Source organism: Anaerosporobacter mobilis DSM 15930 (assembly GCF_900142955.1).
Taxonomy (GTDB): Bacteria; Bacillota; Clostridia; order Lachnospirales; family Lachnospiraceae; genus Anaerosporobacter; species Anaerosporobacter mobilis.
Map to the genome: position 1 here is coordinate 161,336 of NZ_FRCP01000005.1, position 21,630 is coordinate 182,965.

19 protein-coding genes are annotated in these 21,630 nt (G+C 34.5%); 4 read left to right on the forward strand and 15 right to left on the reverse strand.

Annotated elements, in window-relative coordinates; translation table 11 throughout:
- Window positions 1-5: 5 nt before the first annotated feature.
- The 13 genes from rnc to rimO all read right to left on the reverse strand — a co-directional run bounded on the left by rnc (window position 6) and on the right by rimO (window position 13,421).
- Window positions 6-704 (reverse strand): ribonuclease III, encoded by a 699-nt coding sequence (gene rnc, locus BUB90_RS00630; RefSeq protein ID WP_073282521.1) that lies wholly within the window; start codon window positions 702-704, stop codon window positions 6-8.
- A 117-nt stretch (window positions 705-821) separates the two neighbouring features.
- The gene (acpP, locus tag BUB90_RS00635; RefSeq protein WP_073281692.1) at window positions 822-1,052 is read right to left on the reverse strand and encodes an acyl carrier protein; all 231 of its coding nucleotides are present in this window, start codon (window positions 1,050-1,052) and stop codon (window positions 822-824) included.
- A gap of 42 nt (window positions 1,053-1,094) precedes the next feature.
- Window positions 1,095-2,096: a phosphate acyltransferase PlsX gene (plsX, locus tag BUB90_RS00640; protein WP_073281694.1), complete on the reverse strand. Its 1,002-nt coding sequence runs from the start codon at window positions 2,094-2,096 to the stop codon at window positions 1,095-1,097.
- A gap of 108 nt (window positions 2,097-2,204) precedes the next feature.
- Window positions 2,205-2,954 (reverse strand): ATP-binding protein, encoded by a 750-nt coding sequence (locus tag BUB90_RS00645; protein WP_073281696.1) that lies wholly within the window; start codon window positions 2,952-2,954, stop codon window positions 2,205-2,207.
- A 307-nt stretch (window positions 2,955-3,261) separates the two neighbouring features.
- The gene (locus BUB90_RS00650) at window positions 3,262-4,041 is read right to left on the reverse strand and encodes a CheR family methyltransferase (protein ID WP_073281698.1); all 780 of its coding nucleotides are present in this window, start codon (window positions 4,039-4,041) and stop codon (window positions 3,262-3,264) included.
- A gap of 349 nt (window positions 4,042-4,390) precedes the next feature.
- On the reverse strand, window positions 4,391-6,313 hold the full coding sequence (locus BUB90_RS00655; protein WP_073281701.1) for a bifunctional 4-hydroxy-3-methylbut-2-enyl diphosphate reductase/30S ribosomal protein S1: 1,923 nt from the start codon (window positions 6,311-6,313) through the stop codon (window positions 4,391-4,393).
- Between the two features lie 47 nt (window positions 6,314-6,360).
- On the reverse strand, window positions 6,361-7,032 hold the full coding sequence (cmk, locus tag BUB90_RS00660) for a (d)CMP kinase (protein WP_073281703.1): 672 nt from the start codon (window positions 7,030-7,032) through the stop codon (window positions 6,361-6,363).
- A gap of 80 nt (window positions 7,033-7,112) precedes the next feature.
- Window positions 7,113-8,342 (reverse strand): BaiN/RdsA family NAD(P)/FAD-dependent oxidoreductase, encoded by a 1,230-nt coding sequence (locus BUB90_RS00665; protein WP_073282523.1) that lies wholly within the window; start codon window positions 8,340-8,342, stop codon window positions 7,113-7,115.
- A 115-nt stretch (window positions 8,343-8,457) separates the two neighbouring features.
- Window positions 8,458-9,351 carry a MurR/RpiR family transcriptional regulator gene (locus BUB90_RS00670; RefSeq protein WP_073281705.1) on the reverse strand — a complete coding sequence of 298 codons (894 nt, stop codon included), beginning with the start codon at window positions 9,349-9,351 and terminating at the stop codon, window positions 8,458-8,460.
- 30 nt (window positions 9,352-9,381) lie between these two features.
- Window positions 9,382-10,092 carry a GerMN domain-containing protein gene (locus tag BUB90_RS00675; RefSeq protein WP_073281707.1) on the reverse strand — a complete coding sequence of 237 codons (711 nt, stop codon included), beginning with the start codon at window positions 10,090-10,092 and terminating at the stop codon, window positions 9,382-9,384.
- A 179-nt stretch (window positions 10,093-10,271) separates the two neighbouring features.
- Window positions 10,272-11,522 carry a competence/damage-inducible protein A gene (locus tag BUB90_RS00680; protein WP_073281709.1) on the reverse strand — a complete coding sequence of 417 codons (1,251 nt, stop codon included), beginning with the start codon at window positions 11,520-11,522 and terminating at the stop codon, window positions 10,272-10,274.
- Between the two features lie 2 nt (window positions 11,523-11,524).
- The gene (gene pgsA, locus BUB90_RS00685; protein ID WP_073281711.1) at window positions 11,525-12,067 is read right to left on the reverse strand and encodes a CDP-diacylglycerol--glycerol-3-phosphate 3-phosphatidyltransferase; all 543 of its coding nucleotides are present in this window, start codon (window positions 12,065-12,067) and stop codon (window positions 11,525-11,527) included.
- 28 nt (window positions 12,068-12,095) lie between these two features.
- Window positions 12,096-13,421: a 30S ribosomal protein S12 methylthiotransferase RimO gene (gene rimO / locus BUB90_RS00690; protein ID WP_073281713.1), complete on the reverse strand. Its 1,326-nt coding sequence runs from the start codon at window positions 13,419-13,421 to the stop codon at window positions 12,096-12,098.
- A 300-nt stretch (window positions 13,422-13,721) separates the two neighbouring features.
- Here rimO and BUB90_RS00695 point away from each other — a divergent pair, with 300 nt between their 5' ends.
- On the forward strand, window positions 13,722-15,371 hold the full coding sequence (locus BUB90_RS00695; protein ID WP_073281715.1) for a hypothetical protein: 1,650 nt from the start codon (window positions 13,722-13,724) through the stop codon (window positions 15,369-15,371).
- 77 nt (window positions 15,372-15,448) lie between these two features.
- Here BUB90_RS00695 and BUB90_RS00700 read toward each other — a convergent pair whose 3' ends face one another.
- Together BUB90_RS00700 and folD are read right to left on the reverse strand one after the other, a co-directional pair.
- Window positions 15,449-16,012, reverse strand: a complete 564-nt coding sequence (locus BUB90_RS00700) for a hypothetical protein (protein WP_139241674.1) — start codon at window positions 16,010-16,012, stop codon at window positions 15,449-15,451.
- A gap of 43 nt (window positions 16,013-16,055) precedes the next feature.
- The gene (gene folD, locus BUB90_RS00705) at window positions 16,056-16,892 is read right to left on the reverse strand and encodes a bifunctional methylenetetrahydrofolate dehydrogenase/methenyltetrahydrofolate cyclohydrolase FolD (RefSeq protein WP_073281719.1); all 837 of its coding nucleotides are present in this window, start codon (window positions 16,890-16,892) and stop codon (window positions 16,056-16,058) included.
- Between the two features lie 354 nt (window positions 16,893-17,246).
- On the opposite strand from folD, the gene BUB90_RS23875 reads away from it, so the two are divergent.
- The 3 genes from BUB90_RS23875 (at window position 17,247) to BUB90_RS00720 (ending at window position 21,603) form a co-directional block, all read left to right on the forward strand.
- The gene (locus BUB90_RS23875) at window positions 17,247-19,163 is read left to right on the forward strand and encodes an ABC transporter ATP-binding protein (RefSeq protein ID WP_242952466.1); all 1,917 of its coding nucleotides are present in this window, start codon (window positions 17,247-17,249) and stop codon (window positions 19,161-19,163) included.
- Window positions 19,163-21,004, forward strand: coding sequence for an ABC transporter ATP-binding protein (locus tag BUB90_RS00715; protein WP_073281723.1), 1,842 nt, complete (start codon window positions 19,163-19,165; stop codon window positions 21,002-21,004). Before BUB90_RS23875 ends, BUB90_RS00715 begins: the two co-directional genes overlap by 1 nt.
- Before the next feature lie 101 nt (window positions 21,005-21,105).
- A complete protein-coding gene (locus tag BUB90_RS00720) occupies window positions 21,106-21,603 on the forward strand; it encodes a GNAT family N-acetyltransferase (RefSeq protein WP_084139016.1) in 498 nt (165 codons plus the stop codon).
- Window positions 21,604-21,630: the final 27 nt, after the last annotated feature.

Below are 21,630 nucleotides of genomic sequence, written 5' to 3' on the forward strand. Positions count from 1 at the left end.
CGTCTCTAGTTTCTCTTGATTTTTCTTCTTAACGCTAGTATAGAACGATATGCTGCTTGTTGTTCTGCTGCTTTTTTCGTTCTTCCAACTCCAACTTCTAACTCTTTTTCTCCTATAAATGCCTTCACTGTGAACTTCTTATTATGGTCAGGACCTTCTTCGGCAATAAGTTCATAAATTAAAGGATCTTTATATTCACTCTGTACAATTTCTTGTAAGATAGTCTTGCTATCAAAAAAGAGTTGTTTATTCTCAACATCTGATAAAATAAATTTATCAATAAACTCTTTTGCACTAGTAAAACCACCATCTAGATATATTGACCCAATTATTGCTTCCATTGCATCGGATAAAATAGATGCACGGTCTCTACCTCCGGTCGAAGCTTCCCCTTTACCTAATTGAATATACTTTCCAAGGTTGATATCATTAGCGCATAAGGATAGTGTCTGCTCACAAACTATACTAGCACGTAACTTGGTTAAATCCCCTTCATGCATCTTATCATTATTCTTATATAGAAACTCACTAGTAACAAGCTCAAGCACTGCATCACCAAGGAACTCTAATCGCTCATTATTTGCTAATTTATCCAATCTCTTTTCATTAGCAAATGAACTATGTGTAAGAGCTTGACGAAGAAGTTTAATATCATTATATTGATAACTTATAACTTCTTCAAATTCATTTAATAATTCATTAATTTTCATATTCTACCATAACCTTTGCTTAGTTTAAGTTTACTTAGTTTTAATTTATATATCAAACAAACGGCGCCAAATTAAACCTCGTTCAAGTTGGCGCCGTCGACCTACACGATATTAGTTAAGTGCATTCTTGATTTGTTCTACAGCATCACTTACTGCAACAATATCTTCTGCCGCTTCATTAGCGATTTCTATATCGAATTCTTCCTCAATTCCCATGATAATTTGGAAAATATCCAAAGAGTCTGCTCCTAAATCATCTACAAAAGTAGTTTCCATTGTAATCTCATCTGCATCCACATTTAATACTTCACTAATAATTTTTTGTAACTTTTCAAATTCCATAATTATCACCTTTCTTTTACTTGCTTATATACACAATTTGTGCTAAATAATATTTTCTTTAATTTTCTCATTTATGTTCTGCTCATTGAAAGATACACATTGAATGATTGCATTCTTGATTTCTGTGTTTTTTGAGCTACCATGAGTCTTTACTACAAGGCCATTAAGACCTAACATAGGTGCACCACCGAATTCTGATGCATCAAACCCTTTCAGCGTCTTCTTAAGTTCACCTTTGCAAAGAGCCGCTCCTATCTTGCTTTTTGTTGTACTCATCAAACCTTTCTTGATTGTTCCAACTAAAGCCGAACTTAACCCTTCATATAGCTTAAGTATTACATTACCCACAAAGGCTTCACAAACAATGACATCTGCTGCACCGTATGGTATATCCCTCGCTTCAATGCTTCCAACAAAGTTAATATCTTCACAGTTTTTAAGTAGGGGATATGTCTCTTTTACAAGCATATTACCTTTCTCTTCTTCTGAACCAATATTAACAATGGCAACTTTTGGATTCTTTATGCCCACTATATGTTCCATGTACAAAGAACCCATCTTAGCAAATTGTACTAGATGAGAGGACCTTGCGTCAACATTTGCCCCACAATCAACAAGTAAAGAAACTCCCTTAATTGTTGGTATTAATGGTGCTAGTGGTGGGCGATCAACGCCTTTAATTCTACCTACAATTAGTTGTCCGCCTACAAGAATTGCTCCCGTACTTCCAGCTGAAATAAATGCGTCTGCATCACCATTTTTAACTAATTTCATAGCTACTACGATAGAAGAATCTTTTTTTCGACGAATAGCCATTACTGGTGCTTCATCGTTTGTAATAATATCACTTGCATGAACTACTTCAATCTGATCTTTGTTATAAGTATATTGTTGTAGTTCAGAATTTACGATATCTTCTCTTCCAACTAAAAAAACTTTTATGTCATTTCTCTCATTAACTGCCTCAACTGCGCCTTTAACAATCTGACCAGGTGCATTATCACCGCCCATTGCGTCAACTGCAACTCTAATTATGTTTTGCATATTAATTCCTCCCTGTCAGTATCTATACCTAATATACTAGAAAAGATTCTATAAATCAATAAAAAATTTTATTAAATTTGCAGTCTTATCAGCCAAAACAACTAAATTTTATTTCGATTCGTAGTTATCAAGAAAATGATGGGTAAATCCCTCTTTTTCATAAGAGATCATCGTGTCTAAATTAACATTATACATACTTTTGAATATATTCATATCAATGTTTGGATTAATTAGAAGAAGACGCTTAATTAAATCTTTTACATCTGCTCTCTTTATATAAAGATTATCATCTTCATCACGTTGAAAGCTCTTTGAAAATGCATACTCACATGGGAAGAATCTTAATTCATTCCGCTCAGACCATCTTAGTATAGCTTCTTCTTTTACTAGATACAATGGCCTTATTACTTCTAACCCTTCATAATTCTGGTTGTGTAGTTTTGGCATCATCGTCCCAACCTGCCCATTATATAGGATACCCATTAATATGGTTTCAATTACATTATTAAAATGATGGCATAATGCAATCTTATTGCAACCTAGTTCTTTCACATGCTCCGTCATCACAACCGGAATTTCAATGGCTTTTGCATATTCCATTATTTCGAGACAGTTATGCTTATTATATCCTATAGTAGGTACAAAAAATTCAAGCTCAATATCGGTACTACCATGTAGCTTAAATTCCTGCATACATTTGGCAAGTAACAAAGAATCTCTATCACCTGTGATACAAACAGCAATCCGATCACCTTCATGAATTAAGTCATATTCTTCAATCGCCTCGATAAACTTTCTCCAGATTGATTTTCGATATGTCGTAATAATGGTTCTTTCAATCGCTTTACAACATCCCATTCTCGTTCTCCAGTCTGACAAAATCTACTGTATATTTTTCTGTTATATACGTTTAAACACCTCTTTAGAACTCCCTTATACAAATGACTCTTGAAGTTCTTCGCAGCTTTTTTATGTTACCTTATCCAATATATTTTGTCAACAATAATAATAGGTTTCTCCCCACTAAATCACCAAATACATAAATAAAGAAGCTGTTGCAAAATTTATATTCGTATTTTGCAATAGCCTCTACTTGCTATCTCTTTATTACTTGTTATACTTTATTACTTGTAATCCGCTTATTACTCGTTGTCTATAATTAATACTATATCTTTTTATAGAAGAAAGATTTATGTGATGTAAAGCCTAACGTTTGTGGCTGGATTATCTGCTCCGTGCTACCTACGAATAAAATACCTTCTCTTTTCAAAGCGTTATTAAACTTCTTATAGATCTCTATCTTTGCCTCTTCTGTAAAATAAATCAACACATTACGGCATACAATCAAGTCACATGAATCTGGATAGGAATCTTTTAATAAATCGTGTTTTCTAAACTCAACACATTTCTTAATCTCATCATTTATTTTATATGATTTATCATTTATTTTAGTAAAGTATTTCGTAACAAACTCCTGAGGTAATCCTTTCAAACTCTTATCACTATACAGACCACATTGTGCCTTTTCAAGTATTTGTTTATCGATATCGGTCGCTATTATCTTAATTTGACTTAATGGTAAGAACTTTGATAATAACATTACAAGTGAATATGGTTCATCTCCGGTCGAACAAGCCGCACTCCAAATCTTCAATTTCTTCCCGAACTGATTCGTAAGATATGGATAGACTTCTTTCTCTAAGATTTGCCATTGTTCCGGATTACGATAGAATTCTGATACATTAATCGTTAAGTATGTTACAAATTCATCATATAATACTTTATCAGTTTTAATTGTATTAACATATGTACTATAAGAATCTATATTATGTTTCGTTATTAACGCATCAATTCTACGTTTCATCTGTCGTTCTTTATATGAGTTCAAGTCAATCGTAGTCAATTTTAATATCTGATCTTTAAACACTTCATAACTATCTACCAATTTTACACTCACCTTTCATTAAAATCTTACTGCGATAGTCAACGTAACTTTTCTCCATGTCTAAAGCATTCCTGTGTTTTAAGGCTGTCTATTAAAGTTTGGCTAGAGCCAAGCGACTTGCACATACAACACAGTATAAAAAAAGACTTATTAATTTGTATTTAGACATTACAGAATAGAATGCTTCCATTCTGTAATGCTTTAATCTAAACTACCAATCGGTACTTTAATTAACAAATTAAAAAGTCAATCATTTTGAATACTGTTAAACGAAAATCCGTTGCACTACTGACGAAGTAAGCTTTTCTTAGCTATAGCTAACTACCTACTTAGTAGAGTTCATATTGAATTATTCTTCAATACTTTCTTCTTGTTCAGTATCAGCTTCTAAAGCTTTCATGCTTAAACTGATTTTTTTATCATCGTTGTTGAAATCAACAACTTTAGCTTTAATTTCTTGACCAACTTTTAATACGTCAGCTGGTTTTTCAACGTGTTCTTTAGAGATTTGAGAAACATGAAGTAATGCATCTACTCCTGCTTCTAATTCTACGAACGCACCGAAATCAGTCATACGAGCAACTTTACCAGTTACTTCAGCACCTACAGCATATTTTTCAGCAGCACTAATCCATGGATTTGTGTTATCGAATTTTAAGCTAAGTGCAATTTTTTCTCCATCGATTTCTTTGATTAATACTTTTACTGTATCTCCAACTTTGAATACTTTCTTAGGATTTTCAACACGTCCCCATGACATTTCAGAGATATGAAGAAGACCATCTGCACCACCTAAATCGATGAATGCACCAAAGTCTGTAACATTCTTTACAGTACCTTCTACAGTCATACCTACACTGATTTTTTCAAATAATTCTTTTTGTAATTCTTTTTTCTTAGCAACAAGAAGTTGTTTACGATCACCGATAATTCTTCTTCTTCTTGGGTTGAATTCACTAATTACGAATTCAATTTCTTGTCCAGCATATTTTTCTAAGTTCTTTTCATATGAATCAGATACTAAACTAGCTGGGATAAAGATTCTTGCTTCATCAATAACTACGCTTAAACCGCCATCTAAAACAGCAGCAACTTTAGCTGTTAATACTTCTTTGTTATTGAAAGCTTCTTCTAATCTCTTATTACCTTTTTCTGCTGCTAATCTCTTATATGTTAAAAGAACTTGTCCCTCACCATCGTTTACTTTAAGAACTTTAGCTTGCATTGTATCCCCTACAGATACTACAGTAGTTAAATCTACATTAGGAGTATTCGTGTATTCGCTTCTAGTAATGATACCGTCTGCTTTGTAACCTATATTTAAGATAATCTCATCTTCCTTAACATCGATAACTGATCCTTCTACAACCTCTCCGTTGTGTATTGTAACTAATGACTCCTCTAATAATTGTTCAAAACTCATTTCTGACATAGTCGTATGAACCTCCTTAATAATATTGTTTGGGGTTGAAGCCCCTGCGGTAATACCTACGCTACGAAAAGATTTAAATTGATTTAAATCCAGGTCACTGAGTGTCTGTATATAGTAAGTATCTTCACATTCTTCTTTACATATTTCATATAACTTCTGAGTGTTAGAACTATTCTTTCCACCAATAACTATCATAGCATCGGACTGTGAAGCTAATTCACGTGCCTCTGTCTGACGTTCTTCAGTGGCGTTGCAAATAGTATTTAAAACAAGTATATCATAACCCTTTTTCGAAATAATTTCAACTAAATCTTTAAATTTCTTGTAACTAAATGTCGTTTGGGCAACAATGCATAACTTTTTTTCAATTTCAAGGTTAAAATTGTTCGCATCCTCTATACTTTCTACTACTGTAACTGGCTCCTTGGACCAACCAAGTATTCCAATCACCTCTGGGTGGTTTGGGTTTCCAATAATCACAATATGTCTTCCCGCCTCTGACTCTTTCGCTACAACTCGATGAATCTTCTTAACGAAAGGACATGTTGCGTCCACTACTGTAAGATTAGATTTTTCAATCTCCTCTTGTACCTCTTTTGATACACCGTGCGATCTAATTATTATTGTTCCCTTAGTCGAATCATTTAATTCTTCCAGGTTATTAATTACTTTAACACCCTTTTTGTCAAGATCATTCACTACTTCTTCATTATGAATAATCGGTCCAAATGTATAGACCGTATCTTGCTTATCAATTTGTTGATACACGGTATCAACAGCTCGTTTTACTCCAAAGCAAAAGCCTGCGCTTTCAGCTATGTTAACATTATAATCTTTCACTATTTCCTCCAAGTCTAAAGCGACTTGCCTCTCTAACTATGCCTTAACTAAGCATTAGATTTCTGATTAAATATCTTAATAATTTCATCAACAACTTCATCAATAGTCATATCAGAACTATCTACTAACGTTGCATCTTCAGCTTGACATAATGGGGCGAACTCTCTTGTCATATCCTGATGATCTCTTGCAATAATATCTGTCTCGATTTCTGCAATATCACAACCTACACCTTTTGCTGTTAATTCCACATATCTTCTTCTTGCACGTTCACCGGAAGAAGCTGTTAGATAGACTTTAACATCTGCATTCGGTAATACATAAGTTCCAATGTCTCTTCCATCCATAACAACGCTTGTTTTGCTTGCAAGCTGTCTTTGTAACTCAACCATCTTCATACGAACATCTTTGTTCTTACTACTGGCAGAAGTCATCATTCCAACTTCTTCTGTACGAATAAAACCATTAACATTCTCACCGTTTAGTATAACTTGTTGCTCTCCGTCTACGTATTCGATTGATACATTTACCTCGTTACATGCCTGTGATATCTTAGCACTTTCATCGGCAGCGATTTGGTTTCTCATTAGATAAAGAGCTACCGCACGATACATTGCTCCGGTATCCACATAGATAAATCCCAATTCTTTTGCTATTTTCTTAGCGATTGTACTTTTACCAGCTCCTGCTGGTCCATCAATTGCAATACTGTAAACCATAAACAAAGCTCCAATCTGTCTGAATTTAGTCAAAGCAGAAACTATACTCCGAATCCACTTCGCTACAAACCCGTTACGGGTTAAATAGAAGTTCCTGCTGCATAAGCAGTTGACCACGCAATCTGTAAGTTAAATCCTCCAGTTAATGCATCTAGGTCTAAAACTTCACCTATAAAATACACTCCTGTTGCAAGCTTAGATTCCATCGTTGCCGGATTAATCTCTTTAACAGAGATTCCTCCTTTGGTAATTACGGCTTCATTATAGCTGCGAAGACTAGCTACAGATAGTTTCATATTCTTAATTGTATGAACAAGTTTCATACGTTCATCTTTTGTAATAACATTAACTTTTTTATACGGATCAATTCCACTAAGAGAAATTATAATAGGAATTATCTTTCTTGGCAATAGATTATCTAATGCATTTTTAAATTGTTTATTAATAAACTCTTCAAAATCACGCGTAATCCTTGCATCTAATTGCTCCTCCGTTAATGCTGGCTTTAGATCTATACTTACAGCAATGTCACCCTTCTTCATATATGGGATAACATAACTACTCGCACTCAAAATAACAGGTCCACTAATTCCAAAATGCGTGAATAACATTTCACCAAAATCACTATAGATTTCTTTATTCTTAGCTGTTACTGTAACTTTAATATTCTTTAGAGATAATCCTTGCAACTCTTTTATAAAGGATTCTTTAATATTAAATGGCACCAAAGATGGATTACATTCGGTAACATTATGTCCCATGCTCTTTGCAAAACGGTATCCATCGCCTGTGGAACCTGTGGTAGTATAGGATAGACCTCCTGTAGCCACAATCACCGCATCCGCATGTATCAGCTTCTTGTCATCCTTTAGGCGAATACCTTTACATACTCCATCTATAACAACAACTTCACTAACTTCATTATGAAAAGAGATCGTAACATCAAGTCGTTGTAATTCTCTTTGTAGTGCTCCTATTACATCTGATGATTTATCTGATTCCGGAAAAACTCGATTTCCACGTTCGATCTTTGTCTTCAATCCGATTTCTTCGAAGAAATCAATCAAATCAAAATTGTTGTAGGCATAGAAACTACTATAGAGGAATTTACTATTTGTCATAACATGATCAAATAGTGTCTCCATATCACATGCATTCGTTATATTGCAGCGACCCTTACCCGTAATATATAATTTCTTACCTAACTTTTCATTTTTCTCATATATTGTAACTTGATGACCGTTTCTTGCAGCGTATATGCCTGCAAGCATGCCAGCTGCACCGCCACCAACTATAATCACTTTACTCATTGTATACCCATGCATATCACAAGTTAACTTGCAATACTGCCCAATTAGTAGATTGAAAGAAGGGCAACACATGACTCCTTCTATAAATTTGATTATTCTTTCAACCTTAACTTACCTAGTCCTCTGGATTAGTTTGATTGCCTTCTTCATCGTATCGATACACCTGGTATTCATTCCAGATTTCTTCTAATGAAGCAAACGTTGAAACTACCTCTTCTTGTTTTTGTTGGCATACACCTACTATGATTGCATTGATAATACTCATAGGTGCTACAATAGAATCCGCTATGGAAGCCATATCGCAACGTGCTAAGAGATTGCAATCACAATATTTAGTCATTGGCGAGACATAACTATCTGTTATTGATATAAGCTTAGCTTTACGATTACTTGCAAATTCCATCGCTTTCAAAGTACTTCTTGAATATCTCGGAAAACTTATTCCAACTAAAACATCTTCTTCACCAATTCGATAAAGTTGTTCGAATAACTCACTTGTACTATTTGATTGAATCATTACTACATGATCAAAAATCAATCCAAGATAATAACTCAAGAAACTCGCTAAAGGTGCACTACTTCGAATCCCTATAATATAGATCTTCTTCGCATGCAATAACATCTCGATCGCATTCTTGAATGCCTCTTCATCAATTTCTTCCGATGTAAGACGAATCTTCTCAGCATCAGAATGTAGAACATATTTTAAGATATTATCCTTATTGATACGATCAAAAGTAACTTCCATACGTTGAACAGAATTCAATTTGTTCTTTGCCATCTCTTCTAACGCACGTTGTAATTTAGGATAACCATCGTATCCAAGTATCGTAGCAAAACGCACTACCGTCGACTCGCTAACGCCAACAATTTTCCCCATCTTAGCTGCAGTAAGATACACCGCTTTATCATAATTGTTTAAAATATAGTTAGCAAGGAGCTTTTGCCCCTTGCTAAGTGAGTTATATTTGTTATTAATATTTTTAACCAAATCTGTTTGCGTATTCATACATACCCCTCTATTAGGTCGGTGGTGCCCTTAATTTGTATTACCTGTAATGTATGGCTCATTAATTCCATATTCATTATGACCACTTGTATAAGCTTCACCATCTACACGGAAGATTACTTTCTTACATGTTGATAGATTATCAAGTAGACTATAAGAGATACTATCAAGCGTTGCTATCTCAACCGAAGCTCCTACACCTGATACTGGTGCACTATCTTTTTTGAAATTGACAACTACGGTATCTCCTTCTTGTGAAACGCTTTCAATCTTTACTTCATATGAGTTGGCACTAAACGCTTTCACAACTTCATCAACAATAACTTCAGCTGTAATTTTAGTATCTGCAGAAACATAAGCAATTACATCTTCAGTCTCTAATGATTCATCATTAATCGTATAGATTGGAAGTTCAATTTCTGATTTTTCATTATCTTTTGAAGAAGTGTCTTTATCTGTACCATTTGTAGATGAATCTTGATTCGTTGTCGATTCATCCGGTGTAGTTTCTTCGCCATTAACACCAGCTTGCGTATCCGATGAGTCTGTTTTTCCATCCTCTGTAGCATCTACATTCGTGTCAGCTCCATCTATCTCGTCATCTGTTAATTTATTGGTTGTATCAACTGATTCATTTACTTGATTATTATTGATAACATCATCTTTTTTCTTACAGCCAGTTACTGCAAGAACAGAAATTGATGCTATCGTTACTAATGTTAAAATTCTTTTCTTTTTCATGCATGTGCTCCTTTCAAATCACCACCAAATGACCAATTACTAAAATCTGATTAGTTTAGTAATTTCATTAACTATTCTAACAATAAAACAAAACTATGTCATTTTTATGGTATTTCACTAAAAAATACTTTTATATAGGAGCGCTGGTTGTCTTTTGCTTGGCTCTGAATCGTTACACATTATTTGTAATTATTAAGTATACAACGGCGAAGTAGGTCCAGTGCATAAATAACAGCACCTTCACGTATCTTTTGACGATTTCCCTTGAAGTTAAATTCCTTAACTGTTACTTTCTCATTAGCAAAGCAAGCAATATACACTAAACCAACAGGTTTTTCATCTGTTCCACCATCTGGTCCAGCAATACCTGTAATTGCTACTGCTACATCAGAACCCGTGTTAATCGCAGCACCTTTCGCCATCTCTTTGGCACATTGCTCACTTACTGCACCGTGCTTTTTAAGTGTATTCTTACTAACATCTAGATTCTTCTTCTTCGCTTTATTCGAATACGTAATAAAACCTTCTTTAAGTACATCAGATGCACCTGCTACATTAACAATTCGTCCTGTAAACAAACCACCGGTACATGATTCTGCCGTTGCAAGTGATAAATCGTATTTCTTTAATAATTTAACAACGGTATCTTCTAATGCTTCTGCTTCATCTGTTGTGTATACATTTTCTTTGAAACGATCTTTTAATTCTTTTACGATTGGTTTTACTAATTTCTTAGCTTCTTCTACCGTAGGTGCACTTGCCGTAACACGCAGATGAACTTCTCCACTTTTTGCATATGGTGCAATTGTAGGATTTGATTGTGCTTCTATCAAATCTGTTATCTCCGTCTCAACCATACTTTCACCAATACCACAGATTTTGACCATCTTAGAATATATTACATTGGGATTAATCTGATTTAAGTATTCGTAGATGTCATTTTCAAACATTGGGATCATCTCGTTTGGTGGTCCAGGAAGTAAAATTACACGCTTTCCTTCTTGTGTTTCAACGATTAATCCTGGTGCTGTACCATTCTGATTATCAACTACTTTACAGCCTTCAATAATTTTAGCTTGCTTCCAGTTATTCTCTGTTACTACTTTGTAATTACTTCTTTTGAAATGATTCTCAATTCTTTCTCTTGTATGACGATCTTCTACGATAGGGAGATTTAGTGCTTTCGCAACGGTTTCTTTCGTTAAATCGTCCTGTGTTGGACCTAACCCTCCTGTAAGAATAATAACATCAGAACGATTAATCGCCGTTGTCACTGTATCTAATAATCGCTCTTCATTATCTCCTACGGTTACTTCATAGTATAATGACATACCAAGTTCTGCACATTTCTCAGATAGGTATGCAGCATTTGTATTCACGATGTTACCGAGTAAAAGTTCTGTACCTACGCTAATCAATTCAACTACCATAATTATCTGCTCCCTTCTTTTAGTACATTTTTGTTCTTTAATAAATAATCAATAAGTGAAATTACCGTTAATACTAAAGCGATATAAATAAATACTTGTTCAAGAGTATTAAAAAATACTCCATCAAAATTTACTATTAACAAGACTGACATTATCATCTGCGCAGTTGTCTTGAATTTCCCCCACCAACTTGCTGCGATGACAATTCCATTATCGGATGCAATTAAACGGAATCCACTTATTATAAATTCTCTACTTATAATAACAATAATAATCCATGCCGGAATTAATTGTAATTGTACGAAACAGATAAGCGCAGAGGATACTAATAATTTATCTGCTAATGGATCCATGAATTTTCCAAAATTAGAGATTAGATTGTATTTCCTTGCGATGTGTCCATCTAATGCATCTGTTAAACATGCAATGATGAATATTGCTACTGCAATATAATTAGAATTTGGTACCATATCCGTTAATAAAAAGAATACGAATATTGGTATCATACAAATTCTTGCTAGCGTTAATTTATTAGGTAGGTTCACAAAACCTCACTCCTTTCAGTTGACTATATTATTCAGCAATCTCAGCTGTCAAATCATAATCCTTTGCGCCAGTAACCTTAACAGTAACAAAGTCGCCTGACATAAATTCATGCTCAGCATTCACAAAGATATAACCGTCGATATTCGGTGCATCCATATATGTTCTACCAATATATACGTTATCTTCTGGTAATCTACCTTCGATCATTACTTTCAGAGTTCTTCCAACCATCTTTTCTGCACGTTCGAAAGCAATTTCTTGCTGCAATGACATTATTTCATCTTTTCTTTCTTCTTTAACTTCTTCTTCAATCTGTTCTGCCATACTTGCTGCAGGTGTGTCTTCTTCTGGAGAGTATGTGAATACGCCTAAACGATCAAATTCCATCTGATCTACAAATTCAAGCAATTGTTCGTGATCTTCTTTTGTCTCACCTGGGAAACCTGTAATTAGAGTGGTACGTAGAGAAATGTCTGGAATTTCTCTTCTAAGTTTTGTTACAATATCAATCAGTTCCTGATGATTTGTACGACGTCCCATTCTTTTTAGGATGTTATCAGAAGCATGTTGAATTGGCATATCAAGATAATTACAGATTTTGTCTTCTTCCTTCATAACCTGAATTAAATCATCTGTAATTTCTTCAGGATAGCAATATAGAATACGAATCCATTCGATACCATCAATCTTACATAATTCTTTAAGAAGTTTGTGGAGGCTCTTTTCACCATATAAATCGACACCGTATAATGTCGTCTCTTGTGCTACTAACATCAATTCTTTCACGCCTTGTTCTGCAAGACTTCTAGCTTCTGCTAGTAATCTTTCCATTGGTACACTTCTAAACTTACCACGGATTTTAGGAATGATACAATACGTACAATGTTTGTCACATCCCTCTGCAATCTTAAGATAAGAATAATATCCACCTGTAGTTAACACACGCTTGCTTTCTACTTCTGGTGAAACGTCGATATCCTCAAAACTTTCGCTAACTTTACCTTCTAGTGCTTCTTCGATAACCCTAACAATGTTCTCATAACTAGAAGTTCCAACTACTGCGTCCACTTCTTTTATCTCATCTTGAATTTCTTTCTTGTATCTTTGTGCAAGACATCCCGTTACTATTAATGCTTTCAGATTTGCTGTTTTCTTAAGTTCAGCCATTTCTAAGATAGTATTAATACTTTCTTCCTTGGCATCATTAATGAAACAACATGTATTTACAACGATAATATCAGCCTCGTTCTCATCGTTTGTTATGATGTATCCTTTTTGGTTAATTAAACCTAACATCACTTCGCTATCTACGAGGTTTTTATCGCAACCTAACGATATAAATAAAATATTCATTCTAAATCTCCTTCTGTATATATCTAAATGAAACATGTATATTACTACTATTTTGTCATAATTCCTGCACAAAACAAGAAAGCCAACCAGTAGTGACTAAATAGTTACTGTATATTTTAACAGTTTTCTTCAAAAAATGAAACATTAAATTTATTCTTTATAAAAATAATAGATTTTTCATACCTTTTTAATTGACATTTTTGCTTATCTTGCTACTATTAAATATAGTCATGCCTATGAACAAAATGAATTCATTCATACTCTCACTAATGCTATGACGAAAACTTATTGGAGGACGTTATGAAAAAATCAAAAAACATAGTGCTGGTAGCTTTATTAGTACTACTTGTGGGATTCATCTATTATTATATAGCACTCCCACCTATTAACATTCATGCGCAAGGCTTTTGGTATTTTATCATCAGTGTACTTGCAATTGTTACTGCAATATGCCTTATTACTACGGCAATCAAGAATGTTAAATTACACGGACGTAAACAAAGCTTTAACGACCTAGCTATTAATGCTTCAGATTTCAAGAGCAGACGAGTATTAATTTCTTTCGGTATTACAATTAGTGCAATAGTAATCTTCATAATTGGAAGTATTCTCTCTTCCCCTATTGTTAATGCATCAAAATACCAAAAGCTTATTAATATTGAAACTAGAGATTTCTTAACTGATATTGAAGAGATTTCTTACAATGAAATTCCTTTATTAGATAAAGATTCTGCAATGTTACTGGGATCAAGGAAGATGGGTAGCATGGTAGAATATGTTTCACAATTCGAAGTTAGTAATGCTTATACACAAATCAATTACCAAAACTCACCCGTTCGAGTTACTCCATTAGAATATGGTAGCATATTCAAATGGATTAGTAATCACTCGGAAGGTATTCCTGCTTATATCCGTATTGATATGGCTACACAAGATGTAGAATGTATCAAATTAGAAAAAGGAATCAAATACTCAAAATCGGATCATTTTGGACGCAATTTATATAGATACTTGCGCTTTAGATATCCAACCTATATCTTTGATGAACCAAGTTTTGAAATTGACGAATCAGGAGTTCCTTACTGGGTATGCCCTGTCAAAGATTATTCCATTGGACTATTCGGTGGTGAAACAATATCCAATGTTGTTCTTGTTAATGCTATTACTGGCGATCATACCAATTATACAATTAATGATGTTCCAACTTGGGTAGACCATGTATACTCTGCTGACCTATTAATACGTTACTACGATTATTACGGAACACTAAAACATGGGTATTGGAACACATTATTTAGTCAAAAAGATTGTCTTAAAACAACAGAAGGATACAACTATATTGCCCTTGATGATGATGTATGGGTGTATACTGGCGTTACTAGTGTTGGAGGTGATCAATCTAATGTTGGTTTTGTTCTTATGAATCAAAGAACAGCAGAGACAAGGTACTATACTGTGTCTGGTGCAGAAGAATATTCTGCAATGTCATCCGCTGAAGGACAAGTCCAACACTTAGGGTACAAGGCAACCTTCCCACTACTTCTTAATATTAATAATGAACCAACGTATTTTATAGCGTTAAAAGATGAAGCTGGTTTAGTTAAAAAGTACGCCATGGTAAATATAGCAAAATATCAAATTGTAGCCATAGGCGATTCTGCATTAGAATGCGAAAAAACCTATACTACTCTTCTTCGTAGCTCCGGTATCACTAATACACAGGAATCAGAAAGTCAAGCCATTACCGGGCAAATAACCAAAATTGCTCAAGCTGTAGTTGAAGGTAATTCTCACTACTATGTAATGCTTAATAACTCAAATGACATATTCGATGTTACAATTGGCAATGTAATTGATATGATGAAATATGATGTCGGAAGCTTTGTAACATTCACTTATACAAAAGGAATCGATTGTAATACTGTAATAAGTATCGGTAAAACACAATAAGTAAGTACAATAATAAAGAGGTTGTGGCAAAATATGCGATGATAAACATTTTGCTACAACCTCTTTACTAATAGTTATTAAACTAATTGTCTTTTATAGTCTCCAACAAAAGAATCTCGTAAGAATTTTTGAATACAACGAACATCTTTCTTCTTATCTAATGTACGGTAACCACAATCCAAATTCATTCTAACACGTTTCATCGCTCTACTATGATTAATTGTAGTTACTAGAATTCCTTGGCTAAAGATTAGTTCTATCACTTCGTCATAACCATAACACGGATACGCATTACCATGTGATAGGTATTCGGCAGATATCAATCCCCTACCAAGCACTATTGAACCAGTATATGTATTAGAAATCATTAACTCTGAGCTATCCTGTAATGTTCCATCATTTGAATCAATATTTCCTTGACTTGACTCTTGTAACACTACACGGTATCCATGTGCACATATAATCTCACAGGAACGAAGGTATAGACGATACTCCTTCACCTCAAAACAACAGTGATAATTCAGATTAGTACGCTCCATCCCTAATATATCCTGATTGATCTCTTTCTCCATAATTATGTTTTCACTCTCTATCATAATTACTTCATACTCTTGATCATGAAAAATCATCTCCGATTTCATATTAATAACCAGCCCCTTTCCCAATCATGTGAAAGATTCATCTTCACACGATTGCCTCCATGCAATTGTTCATTAACATAGCAATTGTCATCGGACCAACGCCACCTGGTACCGGTGTAATTGCCTCAACTTTACCCTCTACGTCAGCAAAATCTACATCTCCACATAATTTATTGTTTTCATCTCGGTGAATTCCTACATCAATAACAACTGCACCATCTTTCACATATTCACTAGTTATGAATCTAGGCTTTCCAAGTGCTACTATTAATATATCTGCACGTTTTGTAACTTCCTTTAAATCTTTAGTTCTTGAATGACAGACGGTTACTGTTGCATTCTCTCGTAACATAAGTAGTGCCATTGGTTTACCAACAATATTGCTTCTTCCTACAACTACACACTCCTTACCTGCAATTTCAATATTTGAGCGTTTTAATAACTCGATGATTCCTGCGGGTGTACAAGAAACAAATCCCTTCTGGCCAATTGATAAAGCTCCTACACTCTGTGGGTGGAATCCATCAACATCTTTTTCAGGCGCAATTGTTTTGATAACGAAATCCTCATTAATATGAGAAGGTAATGGTAGTTGTACCAAAATCCCATTAACATCTGCTCTTTCATTCAATTCCTTAACCAGTGCTATTAATTCCTCCTGAGTAGTTTCTTCCGGTAGTTCATATGCTAACGAACGAATTCCAACAAATTCACAGGCTTTCTTCTTGTTGCCTACGTATACACTAGAAGCTGGATCGTTACCTACTTGAATAACTGCAAGCGTAACTTCGATTCCTCTTTCTTTATATTCTATAGCCTTTTGTTTTAACTCTTCTTTTATCTGTAATGATATTTCTTTTCCATCAATTAAATGTGCCATCATTATTACCTCCTGTGTTAAACTAATAACTTAATTTATTGTAGATTCTGATTTGGTCTTTTGGAATTTATATGTATCAATTGTAGTATTTAAAGGCGTATCTAAATTGTTACAAAAGTTACTTCCTATATTTTATACTATTTTTGTACGAATTCCTAGGGGTATTTTCATAAACAAATAGAAAAGCTACTTCAATAACTCATCTAGTAATGCACTAAAAAATATACTGGTATATTTTTCTCAATTCGTTATACTATAAGATGTATCTTATAGTACACTGTTTTAAACTTAGAAAAGGATTATTCAAACATGAAAACCATATTTACACATTACCTAAAACCTTTTTATACTCGAATGGTATATGGATTCCTAATCAAATTCACAGGTGCCCTAATGGACTTATTCCTCCCTTGGATACTCGCTTATATGATAGACTCCGTGATACCGTCCAGAAATCGCACAAACATCTACCTCTGGGGGGTCGGTATGATTACATGCTCTATCCTAGCTGTCGTGTTTAATATTATAGCCAATCGAATGGCTTCTAAAGTGTCTAGTGAAGCGACTGAGGTAATCCGTTATGATCTTTTCCATGCAATAAGCTATCTTTCATCTACACAGACGGATCGATTCACGAAACCATCACTAATATCTCGTCTCACCAGTGATACTTATAACGTACACAATATGATAGGTCGTATGCAAAGGTTAGGAATTAGAGGCCCCATCATCATTATAGGTGGTATCGGTATAACTTTAACACTAGATCCCGTTCTTTCCTTTATTCTCATCTGTATATTACCTTTTATTACAATACTGATGATACAGGTTACTAAGAAAAGTATTCCCTTGTATACGAAACTACAGATGTCTACTGATTCTTTTATTCGTGATGTTAGAGAAGCTATTAATGGAATGCGTGTGATCAAAGCTTTATCAAAAGGTAATTACGAGAAAGATAAATTCAATATCTACAACTCACAAGTAACTGATGATGAGAAAAAAGCAAGTACTACTATGGCATTAGTTAACCCTTATATGAATCTTCTATTAAATATCGGCTTAATCTTAGTTATTGTCATTGGCGCTTGGCGAGTGAATGAAGGCTTAACACAAGTTGGCAAGATTCTTGCCTTCCTTACTTACTTCACTATAATCTTGAATACAATGCTTAATATATCACGTATGTTCATATTGTTTTCTAAAGCTGCCGCTTCTGCTGATCGAATTATGGAAGTAATCGATTGTGAAGATCTTGATATGGATATGGATGAAAAAACTGAAACTTCCTCTATTACACAAGTTGATATACGTACGATTGATATAACAAACTGGCATACTCATTCCAATTCTACTGATGTAGAAAACGATAAATTCATTGTATTCGATCATGTATGGTTCTCCTATCAAACACCAGAACAGGCAGAATCAGGCTCATCAAGTGATCACAATCCGTCTTCCAACGGACAACCAATTAATATAGGTCGTGGACAGAATTTTGCAAAGCAATTTGCTAATCTTACTACATCAAAAGCCAAGGAATACGCTTTTTCTACAACAGTAGACGACTCATATTCCCTACAAGATATCAACTTCACTATGAAAAAAGGAGATACTTTAGGTATTATCGGTGCAACGGGTTCAGGAAAATCCACAATTCTTCAATTATTACTGCGCTTCTATTCTCCAACAAAAGGAACCATCTATATTAACGGTAATAACATTAAGGATATGACTTTAAAAAGCCTTCGACAAATGTACGGCATTGTGTTCCAAAATGACATTCTTTTTCAAGACACCATTCTAGAAAATATTCGTCTTGGTAGAGATCTTTCTCAAGAAGATATCGAGGAAGCAATGGCATATTCTATGGCAGATGAATTCGCAGCAGATCTTCATTCTTCCTTAACCATCAAAGGTGCAAATCTAAGTGGTGGTCAAAAACAACGTCTTCTAATTGCTAGAGCTTTAGCTGCCAAGCCTGAAATCTTACTACTTGATGATTCTTCAAGTGCACTAGATTATAAAACAGATGCCCTATTACGCGGGCAATTGCGGGAACATTTTAGTGATACTACCAAAATAATTGTTGCACAGCGTATTAGTTCAATCATGCATGCTGAAAAGATATTGGTTCTGGATGATGGCAAGATAATTGACTCTGGAACACATGATCAACTTCTTTCACGTTGTACCATCTATCAAGATATAAGTAAATCCCAAATGGGTGAGAAAAAGAAAGCGAATAACCTAGAAGGGAGGGAGTCCTAATGAATAAACCCAAACACGAACGTATACAGAAACAACATACTCTTCTTCGACTCGGTGCATACTTATTTCGTTATAAATGGCTTCTTCTACTAGCTGTAGTTTTAACCTTTGCAAGCAACACTTTCGCCTTACTCGGACCGATGTTATCTGGTTATGCTATTGACGCAATCCAACCAGGTATGGGTAATGTTAGGTTTCAAGAAGTATTTTACTATGCTGCCTATATGTTACTCTTCTTTTTTGCATCCTCTATATTTTCCTATCTACTTTCTATATTGATGATACACATAAGTAGGCAAATTGCATATTCCATGCGTAAGGACGTTTTTAACAAGCTAACAGAACTTCCCATCGGGTATTTTAATACGCATCAAACTGGAGATATCCTCAGTAGAATATCTTATGATATAGATACTGTTAATACTTCTCTATCAACTGATCTTGTACAAATTAGTACAAGCATAATAACGGTAATAGGTGCATTTTCCATGATGCTCTATCTTTCACCCAAACTTGTTCTGGTTTTTGCAGTTACAATACCGATATCAATTCTATTAACCAAGTATATTACTGGCAAGACACGTCCTCTCTTTCGTATACGTTCAGCTAAATTAGGAGAACTAAATGGTTTTGTTGAAGAGATGATAAGTGGACAAAAAACACTGCGCGCATATCACCAGGAAGAAAATACCATTTGCAAATTCAAGGAAAAGAATAAAGCAGCTGTTGATTCCTATTACACTGCCGAATACTACGGAAACATAACAGGACCTTGCGTCAATCTGGTAAACAATCTCTCATTGTCCTTTATCTCTATCTTTGGTGCCTTACTATACCTAGCAGGCTCCATGACTATTGGTAATATATCTTCCTTCATTCTCTATAGTCGGAAGTTCTCAGGACCAATAAATGAAGCCGCTAATATCATAAGTGATTTTCAATCTACTTTCGCTGCTGCAGATCGAATATTCAGATTATTAGAGGAAGAGGAAGAATTGATTGATGAACCAGATGCAATACGGTTTAAAAATGAGAAATCCAATGATACAGAACCAAACCATTCCAATCAGGCTTCTACCCCTTCCACTCTCTCAGAGCAAACAGTTATAATAGAAGGGGATGTTACAGCCCAACATGCCTATTTTTCTTATCAACCAGATAAACCTATTCTTAAGGATATAAACTTCCATGCCAAACCGGGAACAATGATAGCTGTGGTTGGCAGTACAGGATCAGGAAAAACAACACTCATTAATCTTCTAATGCGCTTCTATGATGTTGATAAAGGTAGTATTACCGTTGATAATTACAATATCAAACATGTTACGCGAAGAAGTCTAAGGAGTTCTTACGCAATGGTGTTACAAGATACCTGGTTATTCCATGGAAGCATATTCGAAAATATTGCATATGGCAAAGAAAATGTTACACTTGATGAAGTCATTGAAGCTTCTAAAGCAGCTAAAATACATTCTTTCATTATGCGCTTACCAAAAGGTTACGATACCATATTAAGTGATGATGGAACGAACATATCAAAGGGTCAGAAGCAACTTATTACGATTGCTCGTGCCATGTTACTTGATACCAACATGTTGATTCTTGATGAAGCTACTTCCAATGTTGATACACGAACCGAACAACAAATCCAATCTGCAATGCGTAAAATCATGGCAAACAAAACTTGTTTTGTAATCGCACATCGTCTATCAACCATTCAAAATGCAGATTGCATTCTGGTTATTCACGAGGGAAAGATTGTGGAATCTGGAACGCATGATGAATTATTAGAACAACATGGCGTCTATGAGAAGATGTATATGGCTCAATTTGAAGGGTAATAAGTAAAATATTCATATGAACAACAAGTAATGCAACGTAATAATGAAAACTTTCGCTATGTTCTTCTTTAACCAACTTAGTAAAAAGGGGGAATTTCTTAATGAATATACAGAATAGTTTAATTAAGGATTTATCATCTGATGATTACCACTTGGTATATACTGATGGTTGCAACATTGATTTCATAAACTTATGTAACCAATTAGATGACAATCTTAATGAAATCGTAGGTGGTGAAAAGCAACGTTTACAATATATACAATATAATGGTTTAGCTGATATTCATGATGTAATTGTTTTATATGCAGATGATAAACCTGTGGGGTGTGCAAGTTTTAAAGAATATGAATCAGGAATCGCTGAATTAAAACGTGTCTTTGTTCATGATGCTTATCGAGGTCTTGGATTATCCAAGCAATTAATGCTCGCAATTGAACAAAAAGCAATACAACAAGGTTATAAGGAACTTATATTAGAAACTGGTGCCGCTTTAGTTGCTGCAATGGGACTCTATCAATCTCTTGGATTTCATGTTATACCGAATTATGGACAATATGCAGATATGAAAGAATCTGTTTGTATGAGGAAATATCTATAGATGCAAAAAGCCCCTAGACAATTGACG